Origin of the sequence: Sphingomonas echinoides ATCC 14820 (genome assembly GCF_000241465.1) — a bacterium.
GTDB classification, from domain to species: domain Bacteria; phylum Pseudomonadota; class Alphaproteobacteria; order Sphingomonadales; family Sphingomonadaceae; genus Sphingomonas; species Sphingomonas echinoides.
The window spans coordinates 951387-975958 of sequence record NZ_JH584235.1 but is presented as its reverse complement, the minus strand read 5'-3'; the positions used below and the strand labels follow the sequence as shown (position 1 = coordinate 975958).

The window sequence follows — 24572 nt, the reverse complement described above, 5'->3', positions numbered from 1 at the left end:
TCAACATCGGCGAGCGCACCAACGTCACCGGATCGGCGCGCTTCAAGAAGCTCATCATGGCGGGCGATTACCCGGCGGCGGTCGAGGTTGCGCGGCAGCAGGTTGAGAGTGGCGCGCAGGTGCTCGATATCAACATGGATGAGGGCCTGCTCGACGCCGAATATGCGATGGTCACTTTCCTCAAGCTGATCGCCGCCGAGCCCGACATTGCGCGCATCCCGTTCATGGTCGACAGCTCGAAATGGTCGGTGATTGAGGCCGGGCTGAAGTGCGTCAGCGGCAAGCCGATCGTCAATTCGATCAGCATGAAGGAGGGGGAAGAGCAGTTCCTCGCCCAGGCCAAGAAGGTCATGCAATATGGCGCGGCGGTCGTGGTCATGGCGTTCGACACCGTTGGCCAGGCCGATACGCGCGCGCGCAAGCTCGAGATTTGCGCGCGGGCCTATGATTTGCTGATGGGCATCGGCTTCCCGCCGGAAGACATCATCTTCGATCCCAACATCTTCGCGGTGGCGACGGGGATTGAGGAGCATAACAATTATGCCGTGGACTTCATTGAAGCCTGCCGCGACATCAAGGCGCGCTGCCCGCATGCGCATATCTCGGGCGGCCTCTCCAACCTGTCGTTCAGCTTCCGCGGCAATGAGCCGGTGCGCCGCGCGATGCACTCGGTGTTCCTCTATTACGCCATCCCCGCTGGGCTCGACATGGCGATCGTCAATGCCGGGCAGCTCGACATTTACGATGCGATCGACCCCAAGCTGCGCGAGGCGTGCGAGGACGTCATCCTCAACCGCGACGAGGGCGCGACCGAGCGGCTGATCGCGCTTGCCGAGAGCTTCAAGGGCACCGATGCGGTGGCCGAGAAAGCGGCGGCGGAATGGCGCAGCCTGCCGGTCAACAAGCGGCTCGAATATGCGCTGGTCAAGGGCATCGACTTGCATGTGGTCGAGGATACCGAGGAAGCCCGTCAGGGTTTCGCGCGCCCGATCGAGGTGATCGAAGGCCCGCTGATGGACGGCATGAACGTCGTCGGCGACCTGTTCGGATCGGGCAAGATGTTCCTGCCGCAAGTGGTGAAGAGCGCCCGCGTGATGAAGAAGGCGGTGGCGCATTTGCTGCCCTTCATCGAGGCGGCGAAGGAGCCTGGCGCGCGCGGCAAGGGCAAGATCATCATGGCGACCGTGAAGGGCGACGTGCATGATATCGGCAAGAACATCGTCGGCGTGGTGTTGCAGTGCAACGGCTTCGATGTGGTCGACATGGGGGTGATGGTGCCCTGGTCGGACATCCTCAAGGCCGCGAATGAGAATGACGCCGACATGATCGGCCTGTCGGGGCTGATCACGCCCTCGCTCGACGAAATGGTGACGGTGGCCGAGGAAATGCAGCGCGCCGGCATGACGATGCCGCTGCTGATCGGCGGGGCGACCACCTCCAAGGTGCACACCGCGCTGCGCATCGCGCCTGCCTATAAAGGGCCGGTGGTGCATGTGCTCGACGCGAGCCGTGCGGTCGGCGTGGCTTCGACGCTGGTCAGCGACACGATCCGCGACGAATTCGTGCAGAAGACCTCGGACGAATATGAAGCCGTCCGCATCGCGCGCGCCAATAAGGGGCAGAGCGAGCTGATTCCGATCGAGACCGCGCGCGCCAATGGCTTTGTTGCCGACATGGCGTTGAAGCCGGGGGCACCCAAGCAGCCCGGCGTGCATGTGTTCGAGGACTGGGATTTGGCCGATTTGCGCGAGCTGATCGACTGGACGCCGTTCTTCCGGGCCTGGGAATTGGCGGGCAATTATCCCGCGATCCTTGATGACGAAATCGTCGGAGAAAGCGCGCGTAACCTGTTCGAGGATGCGCAGAAGATGCTCGACCAGATCATCGCGGAGAAATGGCTGACGGCGAAGGGCGTGGCAGGGTTGTGGCCGTGCCGGCGCGAGGGCGATGATGTGGTGATTTCTTCTCCCTCTCCCCTCCGGGGAGAGGGTTGGGGAGAGGGGGCACCTGCAACGGGTGTACCGTCTAATGATCCAGATCAGCCCCTCTCCCCGACCCTCTCCCCTGAAGGGGAGAGGGAGATAAGAATGCCCTTCCTCCGCCAGCAGATCGCCAAGCGCGAGGGGCGTGCCAATATGTGCCTGGCCGATTTCATCGATCCCGCAGGCGATTGGATCGGCGGTTTCGCGGTGACCGCGGGGCACGGCATCGAGGCGCATCTCGCGCGCTTCAAGGCCGACAATGACGATTATTCGGACATTCTGCTGAAGGCACTGGCCGACCGTCTGGCCGAAGCGTTTGCCGAGCGGATGCACCAGCATGTCCGCACCACCTTGTGGGGCTATGCCGAGGGCGAGCAGCTCACCAATGAAGCGCTGATCCGCGAGCACTATCGCGGCATCCGTCCGGCACCCGGCTATCCGGCCTGCCCCGACCATAGCGAAAAGCCGATGCTGTTCGAGCTGCTTGGCGCGACCGAGGCAACCGGCATCACGCTGACCGACAGCTTCGCGATGCTGCCGACGGCGGCGGTGTCAGGCTTCTATTTCGGGCATCCGCAAGCCGAATATTTCGGTGTGGCGCGCGTCGGGCCGGACCAGTTGGAAGACTATGCCGAGCGGCGCGGGGTCGATCTGGCGACCGCCACGCGCTGGCTGCGGCCGAATCTGGACTGATCTAGCCGCGCCGGGGCGTGGCGATCACGTGCAGGCCCGTCAGCGAATGGGTGGTCGTCTTCAGGCTGATGACGGGCTCGGGCGCGGCGAGCGTGAAGCGGAAGTGGCGTAGCAGCACCGCCATCATCACCGCGATCTCGGTTTGCGCGAAGGCGGCCGCGATGCACAGGCGTGGCCCGGCCCCGAAGGGCAGGAACGCTCCGCGATCATAAGCTGCACCGGGCGCGAAGCGGTCGGGGTCGAACGCATCGGGACGATCCCACAGTTCGCGATGGCGATGGATCGCGAACACCGGCAGGATCACGACTTGCCCGGGGTAGAGCCGGTGGCCCTGCAGATCGCCGTGCCGTAGAGCCGCGCGCACCAGCAAGGGGGCTGGCGGATAGAGACGCAGCGTTTCCTGCACGACTTGGCGGCCGATCGGCAGGACCGGGTCGAGCGCGTCGGCCGCGAGCGCTTCCCGATACAGGGCTTCCTGCCAGTCGGGGTAGAGCGCCAGCAGATACAGGCCCCAGGCCGCCGCCTGCGCGGTCGTCTCCAGCCCGGCGGGCAGGAAGCCGAGCAGATTGTCGGCGAGCGGCCCGGCACCGCGCATCAGCGCCGCGATATCCTGCACGCGATCGGGCGGCGTGGCGCGCGCCGCCGCGAGACGCGCCGCGACCGCGCGCAGGCGCTGCTCGGGCGCGCCGCGTCCCATGCCGCGCAGCCGGTCGAGCCACGCATCCGGAATCGGCAGTATGTCGAGCAATCCGAAATGCGCGGCGGCACGGATAAAGGGCGGGACATCCGCGGCAATCGCGTCGAGATCGGCATCGTCCAGCCCGGTCAGCAAGGTGGTCATCACGATCTCGGTGACGATCCGCGCCAAGGCGACCGACAAGTCGATCGGCGCGTCGGTCGACCACGAGCCCGCGGCCCGCTCGGCCGCTGCCGCCATTGCCGGGACGGCGGACTGCACCGCCGCCGGTTTGAACGCGGGCGCTGCGGCCTGGCGCTGGCGCGACCAGGATTCACCCTCGGCGGCGGCGAGGCCCTCTCCCCAGGCGCGGCGCATCAGCATGCGCAACTGGCGGTTGCGCCCGAACGCGCCGTCCTTGTCGAGCAACACCTGCCGCACCGCATCGGGGTGCGACACCACGACGGGCGAGCGCGGCCCCGGCAGCTTCAGCGACCAGTCGGAATAGATCGCGTCGGAGATGACCGATGCCGGGTCTGACAGCGCCCGCGTGAGCATCGCATAAGCCGAGGGCGGACCAGCGGGGGAGACGTAGCGTGGTGGCAACGCTTGGGTGGTCTCGGTCAGCATGCTGTTTCCCCGAATCGCAGTCTCCATAGGCGTCGAGGTGGGCTTTGAAAAGCGCGCCGCGCTCGCTGGTTAACCCTCAATATACCTTCCCCTACGGCGGGCGGGCGGGCATCGCTTGGCGCAAAGGAGCCCTGCCTCATGCGCCGCATTCTTCCGCTCGTCGCCATCGCCCTTGCGGCCCCCGCCGCCGCGCAGCAGCCGCGCGCGCCTTTTACCATCGCCGAGACGGGGCAGGCCTTCCAGACGATCGACGAAGCGGTGCAATCGGTGCGGATGGGGACGGCGACGATCCTGATCGCGCCGGGGGTCTATCACCAATGCACCGTGCAGGCGGGTGGGCATATCACCTTCAAGGCGGTGACGCCGGGGACTGCGATCTTCGAGGGCACGACCTGCGAAGGCAAGGCGGCGTTCGTGCTGCGCGGGCAGGGCTCGACCGTCGATGGCATCGTGTTCCGCAAGATGCGCGTCGCAGATGGCAATGGGGCTGGCATCCGCACCGAAATGGGCGATCTGGTGGTGCGCAACGCGATGTTCCTCGACAGCCAGGAGGGGATTCTCGGCGGAGAGCCGGTCGCGCAGAAGATCTCGATCGACCATTCGACCTTTGCCGGGCTTGGCCAGTGCGATGAAAGCCCGAGCTGTTCGCACAGCATCTATCTCGCCAATCGCGGATCGGTGGTGGTGACCAATTCGCGCTTCGAGCGCGGCACGGGCGGGCATTACGTCAAGTTGCGCGTGCCCAAGGTGACCATCGCCGACAACAGCTTCGACGATACGCAGGGGCGCAAGACCAATTACATGATCGACCTGCCCGAGGGCGCGACCGGGCTGATCACCCGCAACACTTTCGTGCAAGGGCCGAATAAGGAAAACCATTCGGGGCTGATCGTGGTGTCGGCCGAGGCCAGGACCTACTCGTCGGCAGGGCTGCGCGTGGAGGGCAATGACGCGAGCCTTGCGCCCAACGCCCCGACCAACCCCGCTTTCGTCGCCAATATGAGCGGCGAACAGCTTGCGGTGGGGGCGAACCGGCTGGGGGCGGGGATCCGCCTGTACGAGGTGCGCTAACGCCAGACCGAGTGCGCGGTGAGGGTCGGCGCGTACATGTTGACATAGTGCGCCATGCGCGGGCGATCGCTGGCATTGGGGCTGGCACCGTGCGGCAGATCCTGTCGCCAGATGATCAAATCGCCCGCAGCGGCGGGGATGGTGATGGCCTCAGCACTAAGATCGACCCGGCGCGGATCGGCGTCGCCCAGCGCATCGAGCCAATCGGGCAAGCGATGGTGGAAGCCCGGCACGAGCTGCAATGCGCCCTGATCGGCGCGCGTGTCGGTCAAATAGAGAATACCCTGCGTCGCAAACGGGATCGGCTGGGCGAGGCTGACATCCCAGTGCAGATGCGGGCCGGGAAAGGTGTAGCCGGGGCGCTCGGGCGGGTTGAAGCTCATCCGGTCGACCGTCATCCACAAATCGGCGGTCCCCCAGAGCTGGGCGAAAGCCTTGTGGACGCGCGGCGCGGTGCGCGCGACGTCGAGCGCGGGATGCTGGAAATATTGCACCATGATGCCGTTGGGGCGGCGCGTGTACCAGGTGGCCGGGTCATCGGGCGTTCCGCCGACTTGCTGCCATAACAGGTCTTCGCATGCCTTGGCCTCGTCCGGGGACAGCGCGCCGCGCAGGATCACGAAGCCGAGCGCATCCCACTGTGCGAGATCGTCCGCGTCCAGCACATCGGGGGCGGCCGCGATTGCGGCCAGCCGCTCTGCCGTCGCGGGGGGCGACTGAGCGGCGTCGAGCCAGGCATGATAGCGCGCGATCCGATCGGCAGCGGGTGGTCCCGCCGTCGCCAGGACCCACGCCAGAAAGGTCTGGTAATCGGGCTGGCGGCCAAGGTAGCTGACGGTCTGTTCGAGGCCGAGGCCGAGCGAGTCGAGCAAGATCCGCGTTTGCATCCAGGGAAGGCGCTTGGGCGCACGAAAGGTTGCTTCCGCCCAATAGCGATCCAGGTCGCGGATCTTCGCCAGCTCGGCCGTGCGCGTGTCCATCAGCGGCAGGGCACCCCGCCTGCCGCCAGATTGAGGCATTTGCCGTCGATTTTCGGACCCGTCAGCTTCAGGCCGATCTGGTGTGCAAGCGTCGGCATGATGTCGACCGTCTCGATTCCCGTCGGCTGCTCAAAGCCGGTCATGCCCTTGCGCCAGAACAGGATCGGCACGCGGCGATCGTAATCATAGGGGCTGCCATGGGTCGCGACATAGCCTTTGGTCGGATCGGGGATCGGGGTGATACGCGGTTTGAGGAAGACGAGCAATTCGCCGGAGCGGCCGACCTTGTACGACGCACGGGCACGCTCCAGCAGCGTCCATTTTTCGGGCGGACCCTTGGGGCTGGGCGTGGCGAGGATCTGTGCCTGCGTGAAGACCTCGGCGACCTGAGGATTGGCCTTGTAATAGGTGATTGCGGCGGCCTGCACGGCTTTGCGCTGGGCCGGTGTGATGTCCTGGGCGATATAGACATCGCCATTGGGGATGTCGCCGAACAGCACCGGCTTGGCGATGCCGAGTTTCGTGGCAATCTCCTTGCCGACGACCGCCGGGGCAAGCGCGACGGTGGCGCGCCCAGCGTTGGGCAGACCGGCATCGACTTCGCGCTCGGGGATGTCGTTGCCGCCATGGTCTGCGGTCAGCACGACTTCGTAATCCACGCCGGTCGCATCGAGCACGCTGAAGAACGAACCCAGCGTGGCGTCGAGTTGCTGGAGCTGGATGCACATCTCGGCGCCTTCGGTGCCATAGGTGTGGCCGATATAATCGGTGGCGGAGGCACCGACATCGATGATGTCGGTGGTCGGGCCTTGGCCGAGCTTCATGTCCTGCACCAGGCCCGCCGCCAACGCGACGATTGCGCCATCAAAGGCAGGCGAGGCGCGGAAAGCGCTGGCGCTGCCGGCGGCGCGCTCGAAATGCCCCGCCCCGACGGTCTTGCCCGCACCAAGCGGGATGGCGCGGTCATGCGCCTTGCACACTTCGGGAACCTCCAGCGCGGCTTGCGGCTGGGCGATATTGGCGGCGGTGGCGGCATTGGCGCGCGCCACGACGGCGGGCGTGGCGCGACCGGCATAGCTGACAAACGCCTTGCCGTTCCACCACCAGAGCTCATCGACATTGTGGCCGCCCATCATCACCGCCGCGCGGTCCTTGCCTGCGACCGACACGACGCGCACGGCGGGGTTGGCCGCTTTCATCCGCTCGCCCAGCGTGGGGACGAGAAGGTGCTTGTCGGACACGGTGTAATTGGCCGAGGTCGAACCGGGCACCGTCTCGTCTTCGGCGCAATAGACTTGCTTGTCGGTCCGCGCGACCGACAGGTCGATCCAGTTATTGGCGATGATGCCGGTATGTTCGGGACGAAAACCGGTGAGGATCGTCGAATGGCCCGGACAGGTTTCGGTCGCGGCATGGCTTTGATAGCCGCTCGGGAAAACGCCGCCTTGTTGCAGCCGGGCGAAGCCTCCGGTGAAGGATTTGCGATATTCTCCGAACAGATCGGCCGAAAACTGATCGACCGAGATCACAACGATCAATTTGGGCGCTGTGGCTGCAGCGGCCGGGGCAGGGGGTGCCTCCTTCGCCACGACTGGTGCGCTAAGCAGCGCTATCGACAGGGCAAGACTTGATACGAACCGTTTCATGATAATCTCCGCTATCGACAGCTTGACCGCGCGCGCCGCTATGGCGTTGGTAGGCGCGGGCTTCAAGGATGGTCGATGCGCTGGTTTCATTACGCGATGGTGACGGTGGTAGCGGTGTTGGGGATGGGCGCGGCGCAGGCCGAGCCTGCCGCCCCCGATTCCGGCGTGGTGGGTCGGCATCTCACAATGACGCTGGTGGCCGAGACCGAGCATCCGGCTACTGGGTCGAGCGTGACGCTCGCGCTGGCCACGGTCCCGCAACCAGGGTGGCACGGCTATTGGGAGAATCCCGGCGACGCAGGCTTTCCCGCCAAATTTGAGTGGACGTTGCCCAAGGGTGTGACCGTTAGCGACCCAAGCTATCCCGTGCCCGGACGGCTCGTGGTCGCCGATTTGATGAACTATGTGTTCGACAAACCCTATGCACCGCTGGTCACGCTGAGCGTGCCCGCCGGACTGGCGCAGGGGACGGCCCTGCCGGTCAAGCTGCACGTCAATTATCTGGTGTGCTCGGCCACGGTCTGCGTCCCCGAGACGGCGGATTTGGCAATCACCCTGACGGTGGGCGACGGGGTGACCTCGGCGCAAGCGCAGGCGCAGTTCGATGCGTGGCACCGCGCCGTCCCGCGGCCGCTCAATGCGAAGAGTGTTTTTCAGATTGCCGGGGGCAGCATACGCATCGCCATCCCATATCCGGCGGGAGCGGCTGTCGCGAAGGACGCCTATTTTTACCCGATTACACCGGGGATGATCGACTATGCCAAACCGCAGAGCGTGGTGCGCGACGGGGACCGGCTGGTGGTGGAAACCAAGGCGACCGCCGCAGCGGGTGCCACATCGCTGAAGGGCGTGTTGCAGATCGGTGCGCAACAGGGGCTGTTGGTCACGGCAGCGGCGGGCAGCGTTGCGTCGGTTGCCTCCACCGCCTCCGCCCCGGCGAATAACGTGTGGTTGGCGACAGCGATTGCCTTTGCCGGGGCAATGTTGGGCGGCTTGATCCTCAACATCATGCCGTGCGTCTTTCCGATCCTGAGCCTAAAGGCGCTGAGCCTGGCGCGGGGGCATCTCGACGAGCGCGCGGCACGGCATGAGGCCTTGGCCTATACCGGCGGCGTGGTTGCGGTCTGCGTTGGTTTGGGCGCGGCGATCCTGGCCTTGCGCGCAGGCGGTACCGCGGTGGGCTGGGCGTTCCAGTTGCAGGATCCGCGCGCGATCGTGCTGCTGTTGCTGCTGACCGTGGCGTTGTCGCTCAATTTGGGCGGTTTGTTCGAAATTCCCACGCCAGCGTTCGTCAACCGCAGCGGTGGGGCAGGCGGTGCCTTCGCCACTGGCGCGCTGGCTGCCTTCATTGCGACGCCGTGCACCGGTCCCTTCATGGGCGCAGCATTGGGTGCGGCGCTGGTTCTGCCATGGCCGGCCGCTTTGGCGGTGTTCGCCGGGCTTGGGCTCGGGCTTGCCTTGCCGTTCCTCGCGCTTGGCTTTGTGCCGGCGCTGCGCAAGCGCTTGCCCAAGCCGGGGATGTGGATGGAGACCTTCCGGCGTATTCTGTCGGTGCCGATGTGGCTCACCGCCATCGCGCTGGCCTGGGTCTTGGGCAAAGAGGCGGGGGTCGATGCCCTTGCGCTGGGGCTTGTCGTGACGCTTGCCCTCGCGATCGTGTTGTGGGTGGCGGGGCAGCGCCAGCGCGCGGGGCTGGGCTTTGGTGTCGTGATGACACTGCTCCTGCTTGGCGTCGCTATCGTGGGGGCCTGGTCGGTCAGCGGACGCCATCCGGACCGGGCCGCCAATACTGCGGCGCAGCCGGGGGGTGCCGAGCCGTTTAGCGAGGCCCGACTGGACGGTTTGCGCAAGGCCGGGCGGCCTGTTTTCGTTTATTTCACCGCCGACTGGTGCCTCACGTGCAAGGTCAATGAGAAAGCGGCAATCGAAACCGACGCTACCCGCGCCGCTTTCGCCGCGCACAATGTCGCGGTGCTCATTGGTGATTGGACCAACGGCGATCCGGTGATGGGGCGCTTTATCGAAGCCCACAACCGGGCGGGCGTGCCGTTATACCTTTATTACAGGCCGGGAATCGACCAGCCGATGGTGCTTCCGCAAGTTTTGTCTCCTGCTCTGCTTGCAAGTCTACCAGCAAAGTAGTGCGGCATAAGCCGCAGCAAACATGGTCGTTTTTTGCCTATCATTCAGAACTTCGATTTGCATTACTATACCGTATTTATCGGTTTGTAGATGTAGGTTAGCAAGTGTCCGGCCCAGTTAACTCTTTTTTAACCTTTACCGAGCATTTTCACCGAACCTTAACGTTCGTTAATGCGGACGAACGCCGCTTAGGGTTCGTGGTATGACCGAAGGCCTGACATCGATTCATGATGCTGCGCCGCTGGCGCGAGAGGTGCTGAGTGCGCTGACCGACCGGTGGCCGGATTCCGCGATGCTGCTGCCGGGTGCGCTGCCCTTTTTAGCGGGCAGCGCGACGGATCGCGATTTCGTGCATACGATCCAGTATCTAAACGACCACGGCTTTATCTCTTACGATGCCATGGTGCTCGGTGCAGATCCCGAGCCGCGCGTGATCGGGGCGTTGATTACGCGGCGGGGGCAACACTTGCTGGGTCTAATCGACAAGGTCAGCTGTTAGGGGGCCGCCAACGCCTTCTAAAAGTGCCGCGGCAATACGAGACAGTCGCAGCATCATGTCTAGCTCCATCTGCCCGATCTTGCGGTGGGCGGCATCGTAGACGCCAAGATGGCCAATATTATCCCCCGCAGCGGTGCGTAACGGGAAGCCGCAGTAGAACAGAAGCCCCACCCGCTCGGCGTCAACCGGATCAAGCCACTGCAGCGGTGTATCATTCATCGAAAAGGATTGATCGCTATCGCCACGCGCGGCGTAGGCAAGGACGTGCTTATCTTCGCTTGCGTCGGTAATCATCGCCAAGCTGCAGTCAAGGAGCGACACCGCCATGTATACGATGTCATCAAGTCTGCTGTCGCGGGAAGAGCGCACGGTTTTAATGGCGGTATAATCCACAATATTGCACGGGTTGCAGGTTCCGTTGTGTTCATGGAGCAACATGAATTCTGACACCGTTATCGTAAACGCCAAAGATCAGGCTCACCGCGCCATGTCGTTGGCAAGCGATTACCACGAAAAACCGCATTTGGCATTAGCGCCATTATACTCAATTTGAACGAACGTGCGGTGGCTCGAAACCGATCGGTATTACTTGCGCTTTGCCCCCTTGTGCGGCGCAGCAATCCGTCGCAGCATGGAACCTGCGGCGTTTTGGGGGCTTTACCGATAGATGGGAATGCGGTCGGCGTTTGACGAAATTATGGGGCAGGCTGGGTCAACCACGCCCCGTGCAGAATTGGCCGCGCTTGGAAATTGGATCGCGACGACGCCCGACGCGGAATTGCGCAGGCGGCAACAGTCCGCCGAGGCAACCTTTCGACAACTGGGTATTACCTTTGCCGTCTATGGCGATAGCGATGCCAGCGAACGCATCATCCCGTTCGACATCGTGCCGCGGATCTTTCTGGCCAGCGAATGGGCGCGACTTTCGGAAGGGTTGGTACAACGCGTCGAGGCGATCAACGCGTTCCTGCACGACATTTATGGCGAACGGCGGATCCTGAGCGATGGGGTGTTGCCGCCCGATCTGATCTTCGGCAATCCGCAATTTCGGCCGGAAATCGCGGGTATTCGCCCGCCGCACGATGTGTGGGCGCATATTTGCGGCATTGATCTGGTGCGCACGGGCCCGGATGATTTCTTCGTACTCGAGGACAATGCCCGCACGCCGTCGGGCGTCAGTTACATGCTCGAAAATCGGGAAGCGATGCTGCGCTTATGCCCCGAATTGTTCCGCGATTTCCGCGTGGCTGCCGTCGATTCCTATCCAGATCGCCTGCTTGAGACGATGAAGTCGGTGGCACCACAAGGCGTCGCCGCGCCGGTCTGTGTCGTGCTGACCCCCGGCCATTATAACTCGGCTTATTACGAACACAGTTTCCTCGCGGATTCGATGGGCGTTGAACTGGTCGAAGCGGCCGATCTGGTCGTCGATGACGATATCGTGTGGATGCGGACGATTGCGGGGCGCGTGAAGGTCGATGTCATCTATCGCCGCATCGACGACGACTATCTCGACCCGCTGGTGTTCCGGCCCGATTCGATGCTGGGGGTACCTGGGCTGATCGCGGCCTATGCGGCGGGCAACGTCGCGATCTTGAACGCGCCGGGCAATGGCATTGCCGATGACAAGGCGATCTATTCCTACATGCCCGAGATCGTGAAATTCTATTCGGGAGGAGAGCCAAAGCTCCCAAATGTCGAAACGTGGCGATGTCGCGAACCGCAAGCGCTCAAATACGTGCTCGATAACCTCGCCGATGTGGTGGTGAAGCTGGTCGATGGCTCGGGCGGCTATGGCATGCTCGTTGGGCCGACCGCGACCAAGGCCGAGATCGAGGCCTTTCGCGCCGCGCTGATCGCTGAACCGCACCGGTATATCGCGCAGCCGACGCTGGCGCTGTCGACGGTGCCGACGATGACCGACGCCGGCCTTGCGCCGCGCCATGTCGATTTCCGGCCGTTCGTATTGACCGGATCGAAGGGCGTTCAGGTGGTGCCGGGCGGGCTGACGCGCGTTGCGCTGAAGGAAGGATCGCTGGTGGTCAATTCCTCGCAGGGCGGGGGGACGAAAGACAGTTTCGTGTTGATGGATGACGGCGCGCAACCGTTGGAAGCGCAAACGCAAACGCAATCGCAGGAACAGACCGCATGAGCCGGGAACGGACGCCCTCGGCGGCGGCAGCGAAGGCGGGTGGCCAATGCTGAGCCGCACCGCATCCTCGCTGTATTGGCTCGGTCGCTATGTCGAGCGGACCGATTTCATCGCGCGACTGGTTGAGGCGACGGTTCGTCTGGACGTTTTGTCGCCGCGTCCGGCGGGAGAGGCTGCCTGGGCGTCCGCGCTGGCGGTGACCGAAACGGACACTGCCTTTGCCGAAACGGGGCGGTCGATTACGCAAGCGCATGTTGCGCGGTTTCTCACGCTGGACACGAGCCATCCGGGATCGATGGTGCGATCGATCGACATGGCGCGCAACAATGCGCGCGCGGTCCGCACCGCCCTCACCAAGGAAGCCTGGACCGGGATCAACCGGGCCTGGTTGATCTTCGATCATCGCACCAGCCCGGGTGCGCAGGGGGCGATGGCGACGCTCAATCTGGTCGAGGCGGTCAAGGCGGAAACGCGTGGGTTTGAAGGCGCGGTGCATCGCATGCTGCGCAACCAGACGACGTGGTTCATCCGCCTTGGCCAGGCGATCGAGCGCGCCGACAACACCGCGCGCTTGCTCGACGTGAAATACCACATCCTGCTGCCCGAGGGCGAACGCGTCGGCGGCGTGGTCGATCGAGACCAATGGACCACAATTCTGCAAACGGTATCGGCGGTCACGGCGTATCGCTGGTTGTATTCCGAGGGCCTGCGCCCCGCCAACGTCATCGATTTGTTGATCGCACGGACCGAGCTGCCGCGCAGTCTCGCCGCGTCGGTCGAGGAAGCGGTCGAAATCCTCAATCTGCTGGCCAAGCGCACTGGCCTCCACGGCGAGGCTGATCGGATGGCGCGGGCGCGGCAGCAGCGCTTGCAGCGACTGCGCTCGGGCGACGTGATCGCGCAGGGGCTGCATCAGTTCCTGCAAGGCTTCATCGCCGAAAACGATCAATTGCACATGGCGGTTGGCCGCCAGTTCAAGTTCACCTGATGCGGCTGTCGGTGGACCATCGCACGACCTATCGTTTTTCCAGCCCACAGGCGCGGCTGACGCAGCTGCTCCGCCTCATCCCCGATGGCACGCACGATCAATCGGTGGCGAGTTGGAACCTGCACGTCGATTGCGATGCGCGCTTGCGGCATGGTCGCGATGGCTTCGGCAATCGCACGACGATGCTCTATGTCGAAGGGCCGATCGAAAGCATCGAGATCGCCGTGTCGGGCGAGGTGCTGACCCACTCCTCCAACGGCGTCGTCCATGGCGCGCATGAGCCGTTACCGCCTGCGGTGTTCCTGCGCGCTACCCCGCTGACGACCCCCGATGCCGATATCGCGGCGTTTGCGTCGGCAATCCCGGACGGCGATCCGATAACGCGGCTGCACGCCCTGAACCTGGCGGTCCATCGCCGCTTCGCGCTCGATCGCGGGCGCGCGGTGGCCGGTCGAAGTGCGATCACCGCCTTTTCGCAAGGCGCGGCCAGCCCCCGCGATATGGCGCAGGTCTTCATTACAGCGGCCCGCGTTCTCGATGTTCCGGCGCGCTACGTCTCGGGCTATAGCCCGGTGTGCGCGGTGGGGGCGGGGCGTCCGGCTCCCCATGGCTGGGCTGAGGCGTATGTCGCGGGATTGGGCTGGGTCGCGTTCGACCCCTGTACCGGTCTCAGCGCGGACGAAGCCTATGCGCGAGTGGCGGTGGCGCTCGATTCCGCCGGAGCGGCTCCCGTCGCCGGTTCGCGGCTGGGCGAGGGCGAGGAGATGCTAGACGTCGATCTGCACGTCGATCGCAGCGGCCAATAGGATCGAGTCGGCGGCCGCCAGGATCAGCGCGCGCCCGCGAGTTGCTCTGCCCCCGCATACCGTTCGGCCGGTGGAGTGTAGTCGGCATCTTCGTCGATCAGCAGCGACCATCCCGTCGGGCCCAGCGCTTCGATCGGGCGATAGCGGACTTTGTACGCCATGCGCTGCGAGCCCTTAACCCAATAGCCAAGATAGACATAAGGCAGGCCAGCCGCGCGGGCGCGCAGAATGTGATCCATGATGATGATGGTGCCGAGTCCCGGGCGTTCGCCATGGTCGGGATCAAAAAAGCTGTAGATCATCGAAAGCCCGTCGGCTTGCTGGTCGGTCAGGCACGCCCCGATCAGCTTGCCGCGTTCGCCATGCAGCGACGGCTCGCGATATTCGACGATGAAGCTGTTGACCGGCGAATGCTCGACCATATCGGCATAATCGCCCTCGTCCATATCCGCCATGCCGCCACCGGGATGGCGTGCGGCGAGATAGCGGCGGAGCAACTGAAACTGTTCGTCAGTGGCCCAAGGACGGCACGCCGCGACTTCGAGATCGGCGTTTCGGCGCAGATGCTTGCGTTGTGTTGCGTTGGGGACGAAACCAGCGGCCACCACTCGAACCGATACGCACGCGGAACAGCCTGCGCAGCTTGGCCGATAAGCGACCGATTGACTGCGGCGAAAACCGATCCGGCTGAGCGCATCGTTCAAGTCGCTCGCCTGTTCGCCGCGCAGTTCCGTAAACACCTTCCGTTCCTGCCGGTCGGGCAGATACGGGCACGGCGAAGGGCTGGTGACGAAAAATCTTGGAAAGCGAAATGGCGCTGTCACCGCGTATCGTTCCTTGAACCATGGAGCGCGCCGTCGCTGTGGCGGCTCGTGACCCCGTTATGAATCGGATGGAACGTGATGAAAAGCGGCTTTACCAACATTGGTGGTTAACGCGACGCCGAAAACGACGGACCGTTCGCGATCCGCCTATAATGCAGCGTTGCGGTCCATTGCGGAAGGCCGGGGCGTGCGGTTGGTCGCACGCCCGATTCCATTCGTCACGCCAGTTCGACGGTGCTCACTTCATAGCCGCCGACGCGGAGCGCCGCGATCAGCCGGTCGAGATGCGCACGATCACGGGTTTCGCACTCGACATCGGTGATCAGGCCCTTGGCGGGCAGCGTGGTGAACACGCGCTGGTGGTAGATTTCGATGATGTTGACGCGCTCGGCATCGAAAATGCGGGCGACGTTGAACAGCGCGCCGGGCTGGTCCTGCAGACGGATGCGCAACCGCGCCAGGCGGCCCGACCGCGCCAGATCGCGCAGCAGCACATTTGCCAGCAAGCGCGTGTCGATGTTGCCGCCGCACAGAACGACGCCGACGGTCTTGCCCGCGAACCGCTCGGGATGCTGCAGCAAGGCGGCAAGGCCGGCGGCCCCGGCACCTTCGACCACGGTCTTTTCGATTTGCAGGAGCAGGCTGACCGCCTGTTCGAGACTCCGCTCGCTGACCAACACGATGTCATCAACCAAAGCGCCGACCATGCGCGACGTGATCGCGCCGGGTTCCTTGACGGCAATGCCTTCGGCGAGCGTGTCGCCCGCGCACGGCATGTTGGTGCCGTTGATACGGTTGTACATGGACGGGAACAATTCGGCCTCGACGCCGATGACTTCGATCGGATGGTCGGCCGCCGCCGCCACGACGGCCATGCCCGAGATAAGCCCGCCGCCGCCGATCGGGGTGAGGAAGGTATCGATGCTGGGCACATCCTTCAGCATTTCGATCGCGACGGTGCCTTGGCCTGCGATGACGCGCGCATCGTCGAACGGGTGGACGAAGGTGAGCCCGCGCTCCACCTCCAATTCGCGCGCATGGGCATAAGCGGCGTCGAAGGTGTCGCCGAACAGAACGACAGTGGCACCGTGCCCTTCGGTCTGCGTCACCTTCACCGTCGGCGTGTTGGTCGGCATCACGATGGTGGCGGGAATGCCGAGCCGGTTGGCATGATAGGCCAGGCCCTGCGCGTGATTGCCGGCCGATGCGGCGATCACGCCGCTGGTTCCCGCAGGCAATTGCAGCAGCGTGTTGAGCGCGCCGCGCTCCTTATAGGCGGCGGTGAACTGGAGGTTTTCGAACTTCAGATACACCGTCGCGCCGGTCAGGTCCGACAAGGTCTTGCTGATGAAGGTCGGGGTGCGCACGATCTGGTCGGCAATGCGCGCATGGGCAGCCTGGACATCGGCCAGAGTGACGGGGAGGGTTTCGGGCGCGGGGCGGGTGTGCGTGGCCATTCTATCTTCCGTTTTCCCTGGACGCATCCAAGGGCTGATCTGCTTGGCTCCGCGTCACGCGAATGACGAAGCCGCGATGAGCGCGGCATGAACGGAGTTGGCAGCGCGCCTAGACCATCTGGCGCGGCGAAGGAACATTGCTTATCGCCATGTCCATGCAAAGCTCATCCTTCGCCCGCCGTGCAGCGCTTCTTCTCGCCGCACTTTCGCTGCCGACGACGGCGTTTGCCGACGCGTTGGTCGACAATGTCAACGGCATCACGCTCGACCAGAATGGCAAGGTCGTGCGCTTCACCGGCGTTTTGATTTCGCCCGATGGCAAGGTGGTGAAGCTGCTCGCCGAGGATGAGAAGCGCCCGGTCAAGCTGGACTGGCGCGCCGACGAACATGGCAAGGTCCTGCTGCCCGGTTTCATCGACGCGCACGGCCATGTGATGGAGCTGGGCTTCCGCGCGCTCGAACTGGACCTGTCGGCGGCCAAGTCGCTTGAGGAGGCAAAGGCGCGGATTGCGGCTTATGCTGCGGCCAATCCCGACAAAAAGTGGATCATTGGCGGTGGGTGGAATCAGGAGGTTTGGGGTCTCGGTCGTTTCCCGACTGCGGCCGATCTGGATGCCGTGGTCAGCGATCGCCCGGTCTGGCTGTCGCGCGCCGATGGTCATGCCAGTTGGGGCAATAGCGCGGCGCTGAAGGCGGCCGGCATTTCCGCGAAATCGGTGTCGCCCCCCGGCGGCCGCATCGAAAAGACTGGGCTGCAGCCCAACGGCGTGTTCGTCGATGCGGCGCAGGCGCTGGTCGAAAAGGTCGTGCCGCAGCCGCTGCCCAAGGATCGCGACTTCGCCTTCCTGAAGGCGCAGGACATTTTGCTGAGCTACGGCATTACCGCGACCGCCGACATGGGGACCGGCATGGACGACTGGCTCGCCTATCGTCGTGTGGGCGATGCCGGCAATTTGCGCGTGCGCATCATGAGCTACGCCATGGGCGTGGACACCGCCATCCGCATCGGCGGGGCGGGGCCGACGCCGTGGCTCTATGGCGACAAGCTGCGTATGGGCGGCGTGAAGCTCTATGCCGATGGCGCGCTCGGGTCGCGCGGGGCATGGCTGAAAAAACCGTATAGCGATGCCCCCGGCCAATCGGGCGCTGGCTTCCTCTCCGACGACGTGCTGCGCAATTACATGAGTCGCGCCGCGCTCGACCATTATCAGGTCGCGGTCCACGCGATTGGCGACCGTGCCAATGCCGAAGTGCTCGATGCGATCGACGACATGGTCGACACTTATAAGGGCGATCGGCGCTGGCGGATTGAACATGCGCAAATCGTCGATCCGGTCGATCTGCCGCGCTTCGGCAAGAACGGCATCGTCGCCTCGATGCAGCCGACGCACCAGACCAGTGATCGCACTATGGCGGAGGCGCGGCTCGGGCCGGATCGGTTGAGCGGTGCCTATGCCTGGGGCTCGATGCTCAAAAATGGCGCGACGCTCGCTTTCGGGTCGGATTATCCGGTCGAGAAGCCCGATCCGTTTGCGGGCTGGGCCGCAGCCTTCACCCGCCAGGATGCCGATGGGCAACCCTATGGCGGCTGGCGGCCAGAAGAGCGCGTGACGCGCGAGCAGGCGTGGTGGGCGTTTACCGGCGCGGCGGCCTATGCCGGCTTCGCCGAGGACAAGTTCGGGCGGCTGGGCGTCGGGCAGGGGGCCGATTTCATCATCGTCGACCGCGACCCGTTGCTCGCCTCGCCGAGCGAACTCCGCGCGACCAGGGTCGAGCAGACCTGGGTTGGTGGGCGCAAGGTCTGGGTGCGGCCGTAACGCAGCGCGACTCGCCTGTCGCGCCGTCCCCGTCCCCGTCACCGTCACCGTCACCGTCATGCCGGGCCTGTCCAGGCATCCACCGCGCCGCGCTCTCGCTGGCGATCGTCGCGGACACCGGTGGACCCCGGCACAAGGCCGGGGTGACGGGTGGGGCGTAGGGTACGAAGCCGACCGGCCAGGGCGAGCGTGCACACGGCTTCCCGCGTGCCAGCATCGCGCCGAACAGGATCGGCCGCAGGCGAGTCGGGCGCGGAAGTCCACAAAGTCCACGCTACGTCCCCGCTCTTTTGCGCCCCGCGCAAGGGTTCGCCAGGTACGGCGGCGCTGTGGCGCGGGTAACGGACGGTGCGTGACATGCCGCGAGCCTGACACAATGCGGGGGTGTAGGACAGGCTGGGTTGCCGGTGGGGGACGAGTGTGGCTTCTGCTCTGGAAGGGCTGGGTTTGGTGGGAAGCGGTCGTTCGTTTAGTTCGCTTGCACGCCCGACTCCGGCAGGCCGAGGCTATCTCGAAACCCCCAAACATCATCCGTCGATCCATGAAGTGCACGCTGATACAGCGATTGCAATGCAGCCTTATATTGGGGCCGCTCGGCCCAAATCTCCGGGTCGGCGCGAATTAGAACAGAGAGCACGTCGCCGGGATAATGGCCCCCGTCGAATAGAGGATTTGTCTCCAATTTGGGAAAAACCAAGTCAAGAACAAATGGATATCCGTCATGCTGGATAACCAGATCGCAAATTTCCTCATTGGAAAGATCGTTCAGTGGTTTTTTCCATGATCGAAGAATTCCTTCGACCAACTCTGTCGGCGCGTCGGAGGGATCTCCGGCGCGGAGTCCGGTTAGCTGTTCAAGCGTTTTGCCGAAGTCAGTTTTCTGCGCAACCATCGCCGCGATGAACGAGATTTTGCCAACGTCCGCAAGGGGGCGATGCCGCACAAAAGAAAGGCCGCGACATCCCCCCAGATGGCGCGGCCCGGATCCGCCGGAGCGGAAAGCTGTTCGGTTTGATGGAGTGGAGCGATCAGGCGACTTCGGCGGAGGCCATCATCTCTTCGGGCTCGCGCAGGACGTAACCACGACCCCACACCGTCTCGATGTAATTTTCGCCGTCGCAGGCCATCGACAGCTTCTTGCGCAGCTTGCAGATGAACACGTCGATGATCTTGAGCTCGGGTTCGTCCATGCCGCCGTACAGGTGGTTCAGGAACATTTCCTTGGTCAGCGTGGTGCCCTTGCGCAGCGACAGCAGCTCGAGCATCGCATATTCCTTGCCGGTCAGGTGCACGCGCGCACCATCGACTTCGACCGTCTTGGCATCGAGATTGACCGCGAGCTTGCCGGTACGGATGACCGACTGGCTGTGGCCCTTCGAGCGGCGGACGACGGCGTGGATGCGCGCGGTCAGTTCTTCGCGGTGGAACGGCTTGGTGACGTAATCGTCGGCACCGAAGCCGAAGCTGCGAACCTTCGAGTCCATCTCGTTGATGCCCGACAGGATCAGCACGGGCGTCTGCACGCGCGCAACACGCAACCGCTTCAGCACGTCATAGCCGTGCATGTCGGGCAAGTTGAGGTCGAGCAGGATGATGTCGTAATCATACAGCTTACCGAGATCGAGGCCTTCTTCGCCAAGATCGGTTTTGTAGACGTTGAACCCTTCGGTGGTCAGCATGAGCTCGATCGCCATGGCGGTCGTCGGCTCGTCCTCGATCAGCAATACGCGCATCTGGGCGTTCCCCGTTTCTCGTCAGGCGTTCCGGGCCCCCTGCGGTCCGACTTGCCTCACACTCCATTAACCTCATCAGTGATGAAGGCAAAAGGTTAATTTCACATTAAGCGGCCTGAATCCACGAGTCGCGGGCATTCACTTAGGGGTTTTTACGGAACACAGCGTTCGCAGGTGCTCGCTCAGATAGGCAATCAGCACCTCGACCCGCGCCGGTCGCAGCGTGCCGGGCGGGGTCATCAGGTGCAAGGCACCGCCATAGGGTGTCCAATTTTCGAGGATGGTTTCCAGCCGGCCGGTGGCGAGGTCCTCGCCGATAATAAAGTCCGGCAGCATCGCGATGCCCAGGCCCTGTCGCAGCGCCGGGAGCATCGCCTCGCCGCTATTGGTCGCGAGTGGCCCTTGCAGCCGCACCGACACCTCGGTCCCATCCGGCCCGACGAAGCGCCACGGTGCGGTGATGTTGGTATACGCAAAGCACCGATGTTCGCCGAGCTGGCCCGGATGGGTCGGTCGACCGTAGCGCGCGAGATAGTCGGGTGATGCCACAAGATTGATGCGGATATCGGCGAGCTTGCGCGCGCGCAGCGAGCTGTCGGGCAGCGAAGCGATGCGCAGCGCGATATCGAACCCTTCCGCGACGATATCGACCCGTGCATCGGACAGATGCAGGTCGATCGCGATGCCGGGATGCAGCTTGAGAAAATCTGCGATGACGGGCGCAATCGCGATCAGCCCGAGCGACATGGGCGCGGCGACGCGCACCAGGCCGGTCGGCGCGGTCGCCGCGGCGTGGGCGGCCTCCTCGGCGGCGTTGGCTTCGGCGAGGATGCGCGCGGCATGCTCGGCCAGGGCTTTGCCATTTTCGGTGAGCGAGAGGCGGCGCGAGGTGCGGTGGAACAGCGATTGTCCCAGATGCGTCTCGAGCCGCGTCACCGCCTTTGAAACGGTGGCTTTGGAGACGCCGATCGCATCCGCCGCGCCGCTGAAGGAGCGATGCTCGACCACGCTGGCGAAGATCGCCCAGGCTTCGAGATCGGGCAGGCGCATGCAAGGATCCTCAAAAAGGGCGTGTCGGCACTTTTATATGGGGAAACGATAGGTTTCCAGCGTTTCCATTTACCGTGTGATCCAAGGCCTTATCTTGATGCCAACAGACTTCCTCCGCTGGAGAAACATCGTGATCGAGAAACGCACGTTTGAGAGCCTGGGCCATGCCGATCACGGCTGGCTCAACGCCCGCCATCATTTTTCCTTTGCCGATTATTATGACCCCGCCCGGATGGGATGGGGCGCGATCCGGGTGTGGAATGACGATGAGATCGCCGCGAACAGCGGTTTTCCGCCGCATCCGCACCGCGACATGGAAATCATCACCTATGTCCGCAAGGGCGCGATTACCCATCAGGATTCGATGGGAAATCAGGGTCGCACCGGGGCGGGCGACGTGCAGGTGATGAGTGCCGGCACTGGCGTGCGCCACGCCGAATATAATCTTGAGGCCGAGCCGACGACGCTGTTCCAGATCTGGATCGAGCCGACGCGGACGGGCGGGTCACCCAGTTGGGGTGCCAAGCCGTTCCCGAAGGACGATCGCTCGGGCAAGTTCGTGACGCTCGCCAGCGGCTTCCCGGAAGACGCCGAAGCTCTGCCGATCCGCGCCGATGCGCGGGTGCTGGCGGCAATGGTGCGGGCGGGCGAGAGCATCACGCATGACGTCCTGCCCGGACGCCACGCGTATCTCGTGCCCGCGACCGGATCGATCGAGATCAACGGCGAGAGGTTCAAGGCGCGCGACGGTGCCGCGATGGATGGCGGCCAGACCGTGACGATCACCGCGCTGGAAGATGCGGAACTGGTGCTCGTCGATTCGGAATAATCCGATTTCCTACCCCAAGCCCCTCCTGCGGTTGGGAGGGGAGCAACAGAAGGACTGCACAATGACCAAGGTTCTCGTTCTTTATTATTCGTCCTACGGCCATATCGAGCAAATGGCCGATGCGGTCGCCGAAGGCGCACGCTCGGCCGGTGCCGAGGTCGACATCCGCCGCGTTCCGGAAACCGCCCCGCAGGCGGTCATCGAAGCGGCGCATTTCAAGACCGACACCGCGCATCCTGTGATCGAGGGCCCCGACGCCCTTGCCGATTATGACGCGATCATCGTCGGCGCGCCGACGCGCTTCGGTCGGATGCCAAGCCAGATGGCATCGTTCTGGGATACCACCGGTGGCGTGTGGTTCCAGGGCAAGCTCGTCGGCAAGGTTGGCGGTGCGTTCACCTCGACCGCCAGCCAGCATGGCGGCCAGGAAACCACGCTGTTCTCGATCATCACCAACCTGCTGCATCATGGCATGACGATCGTTGGCCTCGATTACGGCTTCCAGGACCAGATGGGCGTCGACAAGCTGCGCGGCGGATCGCCTTATGGCGCGACGACGATCGCAGGCGGCGACGGCAGCCGCCAGCCCGAAGCGGAAGAACTGGCCGGTGCGCGCTATCAGGGCAAGCGCATCGCCGAGACGGCGGCCAAGCTCAGCGCCTGACGTCCTGGCTCCAGGGCGCTGCCATCGTTCCCAAGAGGGGCGGTGGCAGCGCCGTTGCTGTTTTGGTTACCAGCAACAGCGGTGGTTGCGGCGCGGTGGCGATCAGCCAAGCGTCGCTGTCGCCAGTAATACGCGGCTTGCCGGGATAGGTCGCGCGCGCGCGGGCGAAGGTGAGCCGCGCGCGTGCCGCGCCCGCCACATTGACGTTCGTGCCGACCCAGCGCCAGTGCCACGGTTCCCACGTCACCCCCTGCGGGTTGCCGTTGGGAAAGGACAGTTCGAAGCCATAGTCCGGCGCATGGGCGAGCAGCCAGCGCCCTGCGTTGGTGGCGGCGATACAGGCATCGACGTCGCGGCAGTCGATGGCGGGGCGCACCGCGAAATCGATCGCATAACCCGTGGCATGTTCGCTGTAACCGGGTGGCCCGACGAACCGCGCGCGGGTGAACGGATCGGGGCAAATCCCCGGCCGGGCATTGCGGCAAAAGACCGCGCGCTGATGCGCGATCGCGCGGAAGCACGACACGGCGTGGAGCGTCCGGCCGACACCCGGAGTCAGCGCTGCTGCCGTCAGCAATCGGGCCAGGTCCGGTGCGGCGTCGCGGTGGATGAAGCACGGCTGCCCAACCCCGAATCCCGCTGGCGCTTCGACCAGGTCGCTACGCAGCGCCTCGGCATAGGGCAGATGGCCGAGCATGCGCCCGTCGGGCATGGGTGGGGGAAGATCGCCTTGCGGCGCGGCGGCGGTGAGCGTGAGAACCAAGCCCATCGCCCCAAAAACGACTTGCGTTACTGATCTTCCGCGCCTGCTCACGGGCACAATCTCTGGCATGTCGGCGCTAGCGGTGGCAAGAGGCCGACATGCTCGCAAACCATGTTCTTTTTCTCGATGGCGAGGCGCTCGTCATCGACAAGCCCGCCGGCCTTCCGGTCGACCGCCCGCGCGACGGCTCGCTCAGCCTCGAAAACCATCTCGACGGGCTGACCTTCGGGTTCAAGCGCTGGCCGGTGCCGGTGCATCGGCTCGATCGCGATACGTCAGGCTGCCTGTTGCTGTCGCGCAACCCCAAGGCGCACGCCAAGCTCCAACAGGCGTTTGAACAGGGGCTGGTGCGCAAGCGCTACCTCGCCGTGCTCGATGGCGTGGTCGAAGGCGAAAGCGGGTTGATCGACCTGGCCTTGGCCAAGGTCAGCACGATCGAGACGGGCTGGCGCATGGTCGGCGATCCGCTTGGGGCCAAGGGCAGCAAGCCCTCGCGCACCGCGTGGCGGGTGCTGGAGATCAAGGACGGGCGCAGCTTCGTCGAGTTCCTTCCCGAAACCGGCCGGACGCACCAGATTCGCGTCCATGCCGCCGAAGCTCTGGGCGCTGCGGTTGTCGGTGACCCGATCTATGGCAAGGGTGAGGGGGCAACCTTGCTCCATGCCGCCGAATTGACCGTGCCGCGTGTCGGCAAGGAGCCGATCATCGCCAAGGCTCCCTTGCCGGAACGATTTGTGGCGGCTGGCTTCAGCGAGCAGTGAGCGCTCGCTGATCGGGTCGCGCGCGCCGGTTCAATAAGATGGGCGGCGGGGCCTGTCGGGCGAGGGCGTGGTGTTCTGAAGGATCGCGATCGCACTCGCGGCCTCGACCTCGGTCGCAAAATGCACATCGAGCCAGCATCCTGTGGCAAGCGCGAACAGGCCCCATCGATCGACAAGATCGGGTTCGGGCCGACGTCGGGCGACGTATCGGATTGCGCTCTCCATACGCCCTCTAGACCGCATCCTGACGAAAATTTCAAATCTATGACAGGTGCCGATGGCGGGGCGCTCCTAAGGGGCAGCTTGAGGTTCGAGGGTCGGAAGAACGGCGAATGCCCCGTTGGTGTCCGAAACCCTCCAATTTGTCCCTTGTAATCCGCTGCCTGCTATATATCTGCACGTGCAGATA

Annotated in this window: 21 protein-coding genes; 11 read left to right on the top strand and 10 right to left on the bottom strand. The window is 64.2% G+C overall.

Features of this window, described 5'->3' with window-relative positions; genetic code table 11:
- The coding region (gene metH, locus ON00_RS04565; protein ID WP_010403509.1) for a methionine synthase at positions 1 to 2675 on the top strand (2675 nt) is incomplete at its 5' end.
- A gap of 1 nt (position 2676) precedes the next feature.
- Here metH and ON00_RS04560 read toward each other — a convergent pair.
- Positions 2677 to 3981 (bottom strand): cytochrome P450, encoded by a 1305-nt coding sequence (locus ON00_RS04560; protein WP_010403508.1) that lies wholly within the window; start codon positions 3979 to 3981, stop codon positions 2677 to 2679.
- A gap of 138 nt (positions 3982 to 4119) precedes the next feature.
- On the opposite strand from ON00_RS04560, the gene ON00_RS04555 reads away from it, so the two are divergent.
- Entirely contained in the window at positions 4120 to 5052 is a 933-nt protein-coding gene (locus tag ON00_RS04555; protein ID WP_010403507.1) for a right-handed parallel beta-helix repeat-containing protein, read from the top strand.
- Here ON00_RS04555 and ON00_RS04550 read toward each other — a convergent pair.
- Together ON00_RS04550 and ON00_RS04545 are read right to left on the bottom strand one after the other, a co-directional pair.
- Positions 5049 to 6032, bottom strand: coding sequence for a phytanoyl-CoA dioxygenase family protein (locus ON00_RS04550; protein ID WP_010403506.1), 984 nt, complete (start codon positions 6030 to 6032; stop codon positions 5049 to 5051). The two genes, ON00_RS04555 and ON00_RS04550, sit on opposite strands and share 4 nt — an antisense overlap.
- Positions 6032 to 7678 (bottom strand): alkaline phosphatase family protein, encoded by a 1647-nt coding sequence (locus ON00_RS04545; RefSeq protein WP_029622435.1) that lies wholly within the window; start codon positions 7676 to 7678, stop codon positions 6032 to 6034. Before ON00_RS04545 ends, ON00_RS04550 begins: the two co-directional genes overlap by 1 nt.
- Before the next feature lie 75 nt (positions 7679 to 7753).
- On the opposite strand from ON00_RS04545, the gene ON00_RS04540 reads away from it, so the two are divergent.
- Together ON00_RS04540 and ON00_RS04535 are read left to right on the top strand one after the other, a co-directional pair.
- Entirely contained in the window at positions 7754 to 9820 is a 2067-nt protein-coding gene (locus ON00_RS04540; protein WP_010403504.1) for a protein-disulfide reductase DsbD family protein, read from the top strand.
- Between the two features lie 202 nt (positions 9821 to 10022).
- Positions 10023 to 10319, top strand: coding sequence for a hypothetical protein (locus ON00_RS04535; RefSeq protein WP_010403503.1), 297 nt, complete (start codon positions 10023 to 10025; stop codon positions 10317 to 10319).
- Here ON00_RS04535 and ON00_RS04530 read toward each other — a convergent pair.
- Entirely contained in the window at positions 10296 to 10757 is a 462-nt protein-coding gene (locus ON00_RS04530) for a hypothetical protein (RefSeq protein ID WP_010403502.1), read from the bottom strand. The two genes, ON00_RS04535 and ON00_RS04530, sit on opposite strands and share 24 nt — an antisense overlap.
- A 229-nt stretch (positions 10758 to 10986) precedes the next feature.
- Between ON00_RS04530 and ON00_RS04525 the strand changes: the two genes are divergently transcribed.
- Genes ON00_RS04525 through ON00_RS04515 form a run of 3 tightly spaced genes read left to right on the top strand, consistent with a single transcriptional unit; the run spans position 10987 to position 14265 of the window.
- Positions 10987 to 12471 carry a circularly permuted type 2 ATP-grasp protein gene (locus ON00_RS04525; protein WP_029622434.1) on the top strand — a complete coding sequence of 495 codons (1485 nt, stop codon included), beginning with the start codon at positions 10987 to 10989 and terminating at the stop codon, positions 12469 to 12471.
- A gap of 46 nt (positions 12472 to 12517) precedes the next feature.
- Entirely contained in the window at positions 12518 to 13459 is a 942-nt protein-coding gene (locus ON00_RS04520; protein ID WP_010403499.1) for an alpha-E domain-containing protein, read from the top strand.
- Positions 13459 to 14265, top strand: a complete 807-nt coding sequence (locus ON00_RS04515; protein WP_010403497.1) for a transglutaminase family protein — start codon at positions 13459 to 13461, stop codon at positions 14263 to 14265. Before ON00_RS04520 ends, ON00_RS04515 begins: the two co-directional genes overlap by 1 nt.
- 23 nt (positions 14266 to 14288) lie before the next feature.
- Here the strand turns inward: ON00_RS04515 and ON00_RS04510 are convergent, their stop codons facing one another.
- Positions 14289 to 15089 (bottom strand): arginyltransferase, encoded by an 801-nt coding sequence (locus ON00_RS04510; protein ID WP_029622433.1) that lies wholly within the window; start codon positions 15087 to 15089, stop codon positions 14289 to 14291.
- Between the two features lie 218 nt (positions 15090 to 15307).
- Positions 15308 to 16546 carry a threonine ammonia-lyase gene (locus tag ON00_RS04505; RefSeq protein WP_010403493.1) on the bottom strand — a complete coding sequence of 413 codons (1239 nt, stop codon included), beginning with the start codon at positions 16544 to 16546 and terminating at the stop codon, positions 15308 to 15310.
- Between the two features lie 155 nt (positions 16547 to 16701).
- Here ON00_RS04505 and ON00_RS04500 point away from each other — a divergent pair, with 155 nt between their 5' ends.
- Complete coding sequence (locus tag ON00_RS04500) at positions 16702 to 18363, top strand: amidohydrolase (RefSeq protein ID WP_010403491.1); 1662 nt, start codon at positions 16702 to 16704, stop codon at positions 18361 to 18363.
- Positions 18364 to 18832: 469 nt separating this feature from the next.
- Here the strand turns inward: ON00_RS04500 and ON00_RS20510 are convergent, their stop codons facing one another.
- The 3 genes from ON00_RS20510 to ON00_RS04490 all read right to left on the bottom strand — a co-directional run bounded on the left by ON00_RS20510 (position 18833) and on the right by ON00_RS04490 (position 21146).
- A complete protein-coding gene (locus tag ON00_RS20510; protein WP_154651275.1) occupies positions 18833 to 19306 on the bottom strand; it encodes a contact-dependent growth inhibition system immunity protein in 474 nt (157 codons plus the stop codon).
- 85 nt (positions 19307 to 19391) lie between these two features.
- Entirely contained in the window at positions 19392 to 20096 is a 705-nt protein-coding gene (ctrA, locus tag ON00_RS04495) for a response regulator transcription factor CtrA (protein ID WP_010403489.1), read from the bottom strand.
- Positions 20097 to 20234: 138 nt separating this feature from the next.
- Entirely contained in the window at positions 20235 to 21146 is a 912-nt protein-coding gene (locus tag ON00_RS04490) for a LysR family transcriptional regulator (RefSeq protein ID WP_010403488.1), read from the bottom strand.
- A gap of 130 nt (positions 21147 to 21276) precedes the next feature.
- Here ON00_RS04490 and ON00_RS04485 point away from each other — a divergent pair, with 130 nt between their 5' ends.
- Positions 21277 to 21975 carry a pirin family protein gene (locus tag ON00_RS04485; RefSeq protein ID WP_010403487.1) on the top strand — a complete coding sequence of 233 codons (699 nt, stop codon included), beginning with the start codon at positions 21277 to 21279 and terminating at the stop codon, positions 21973 to 21975.
- 61 nt (positions 21976 to 22036) lie between these two features.
- Positions 22037 to 22639, top strand: coding sequence for an NAD(P)H:quinone oxidoreductase (wrbA, locus tag ON00_RS04480; protein WP_010403486.1), 603 nt, complete (start codon positions 22037 to 22039; stop codon positions 22637 to 22639).
- On the opposite strand, the gene ON00_RS04475 is transcribed toward wrbA, so the two are convergent.
- Positions 22629 to 23408 carry a M15 family metallopeptidase gene (locus ON00_RS04475; protein WP_010403485.1) on the bottom strand — a complete coding sequence of 260 codons (780 nt, stop codon included), beginning with the start codon at positions 23406 to 23408 and terminating at the stop codon, positions 22629 to 22631. The two genes, wrbA and ON00_RS04475, sit on opposite strands and share 11 nt — an antisense overlap.
- A 92-nt stretch (positions 23409 to 23500) precedes the next feature.
- Between ON00_RS04475 and ON00_RS04470 the strand changes: the two genes are divergently transcribed.
- A complete protein-coding gene (locus ON00_RS04470) occupies positions 23501 to 24163 on the top strand; it encodes an RluA family pseudouridine synthase (protein WP_010403484.1) in 663 nt (220 codons plus the stop codon).
- Positions 24164 to 24572 lie beyond the last annotated feature (409 nt).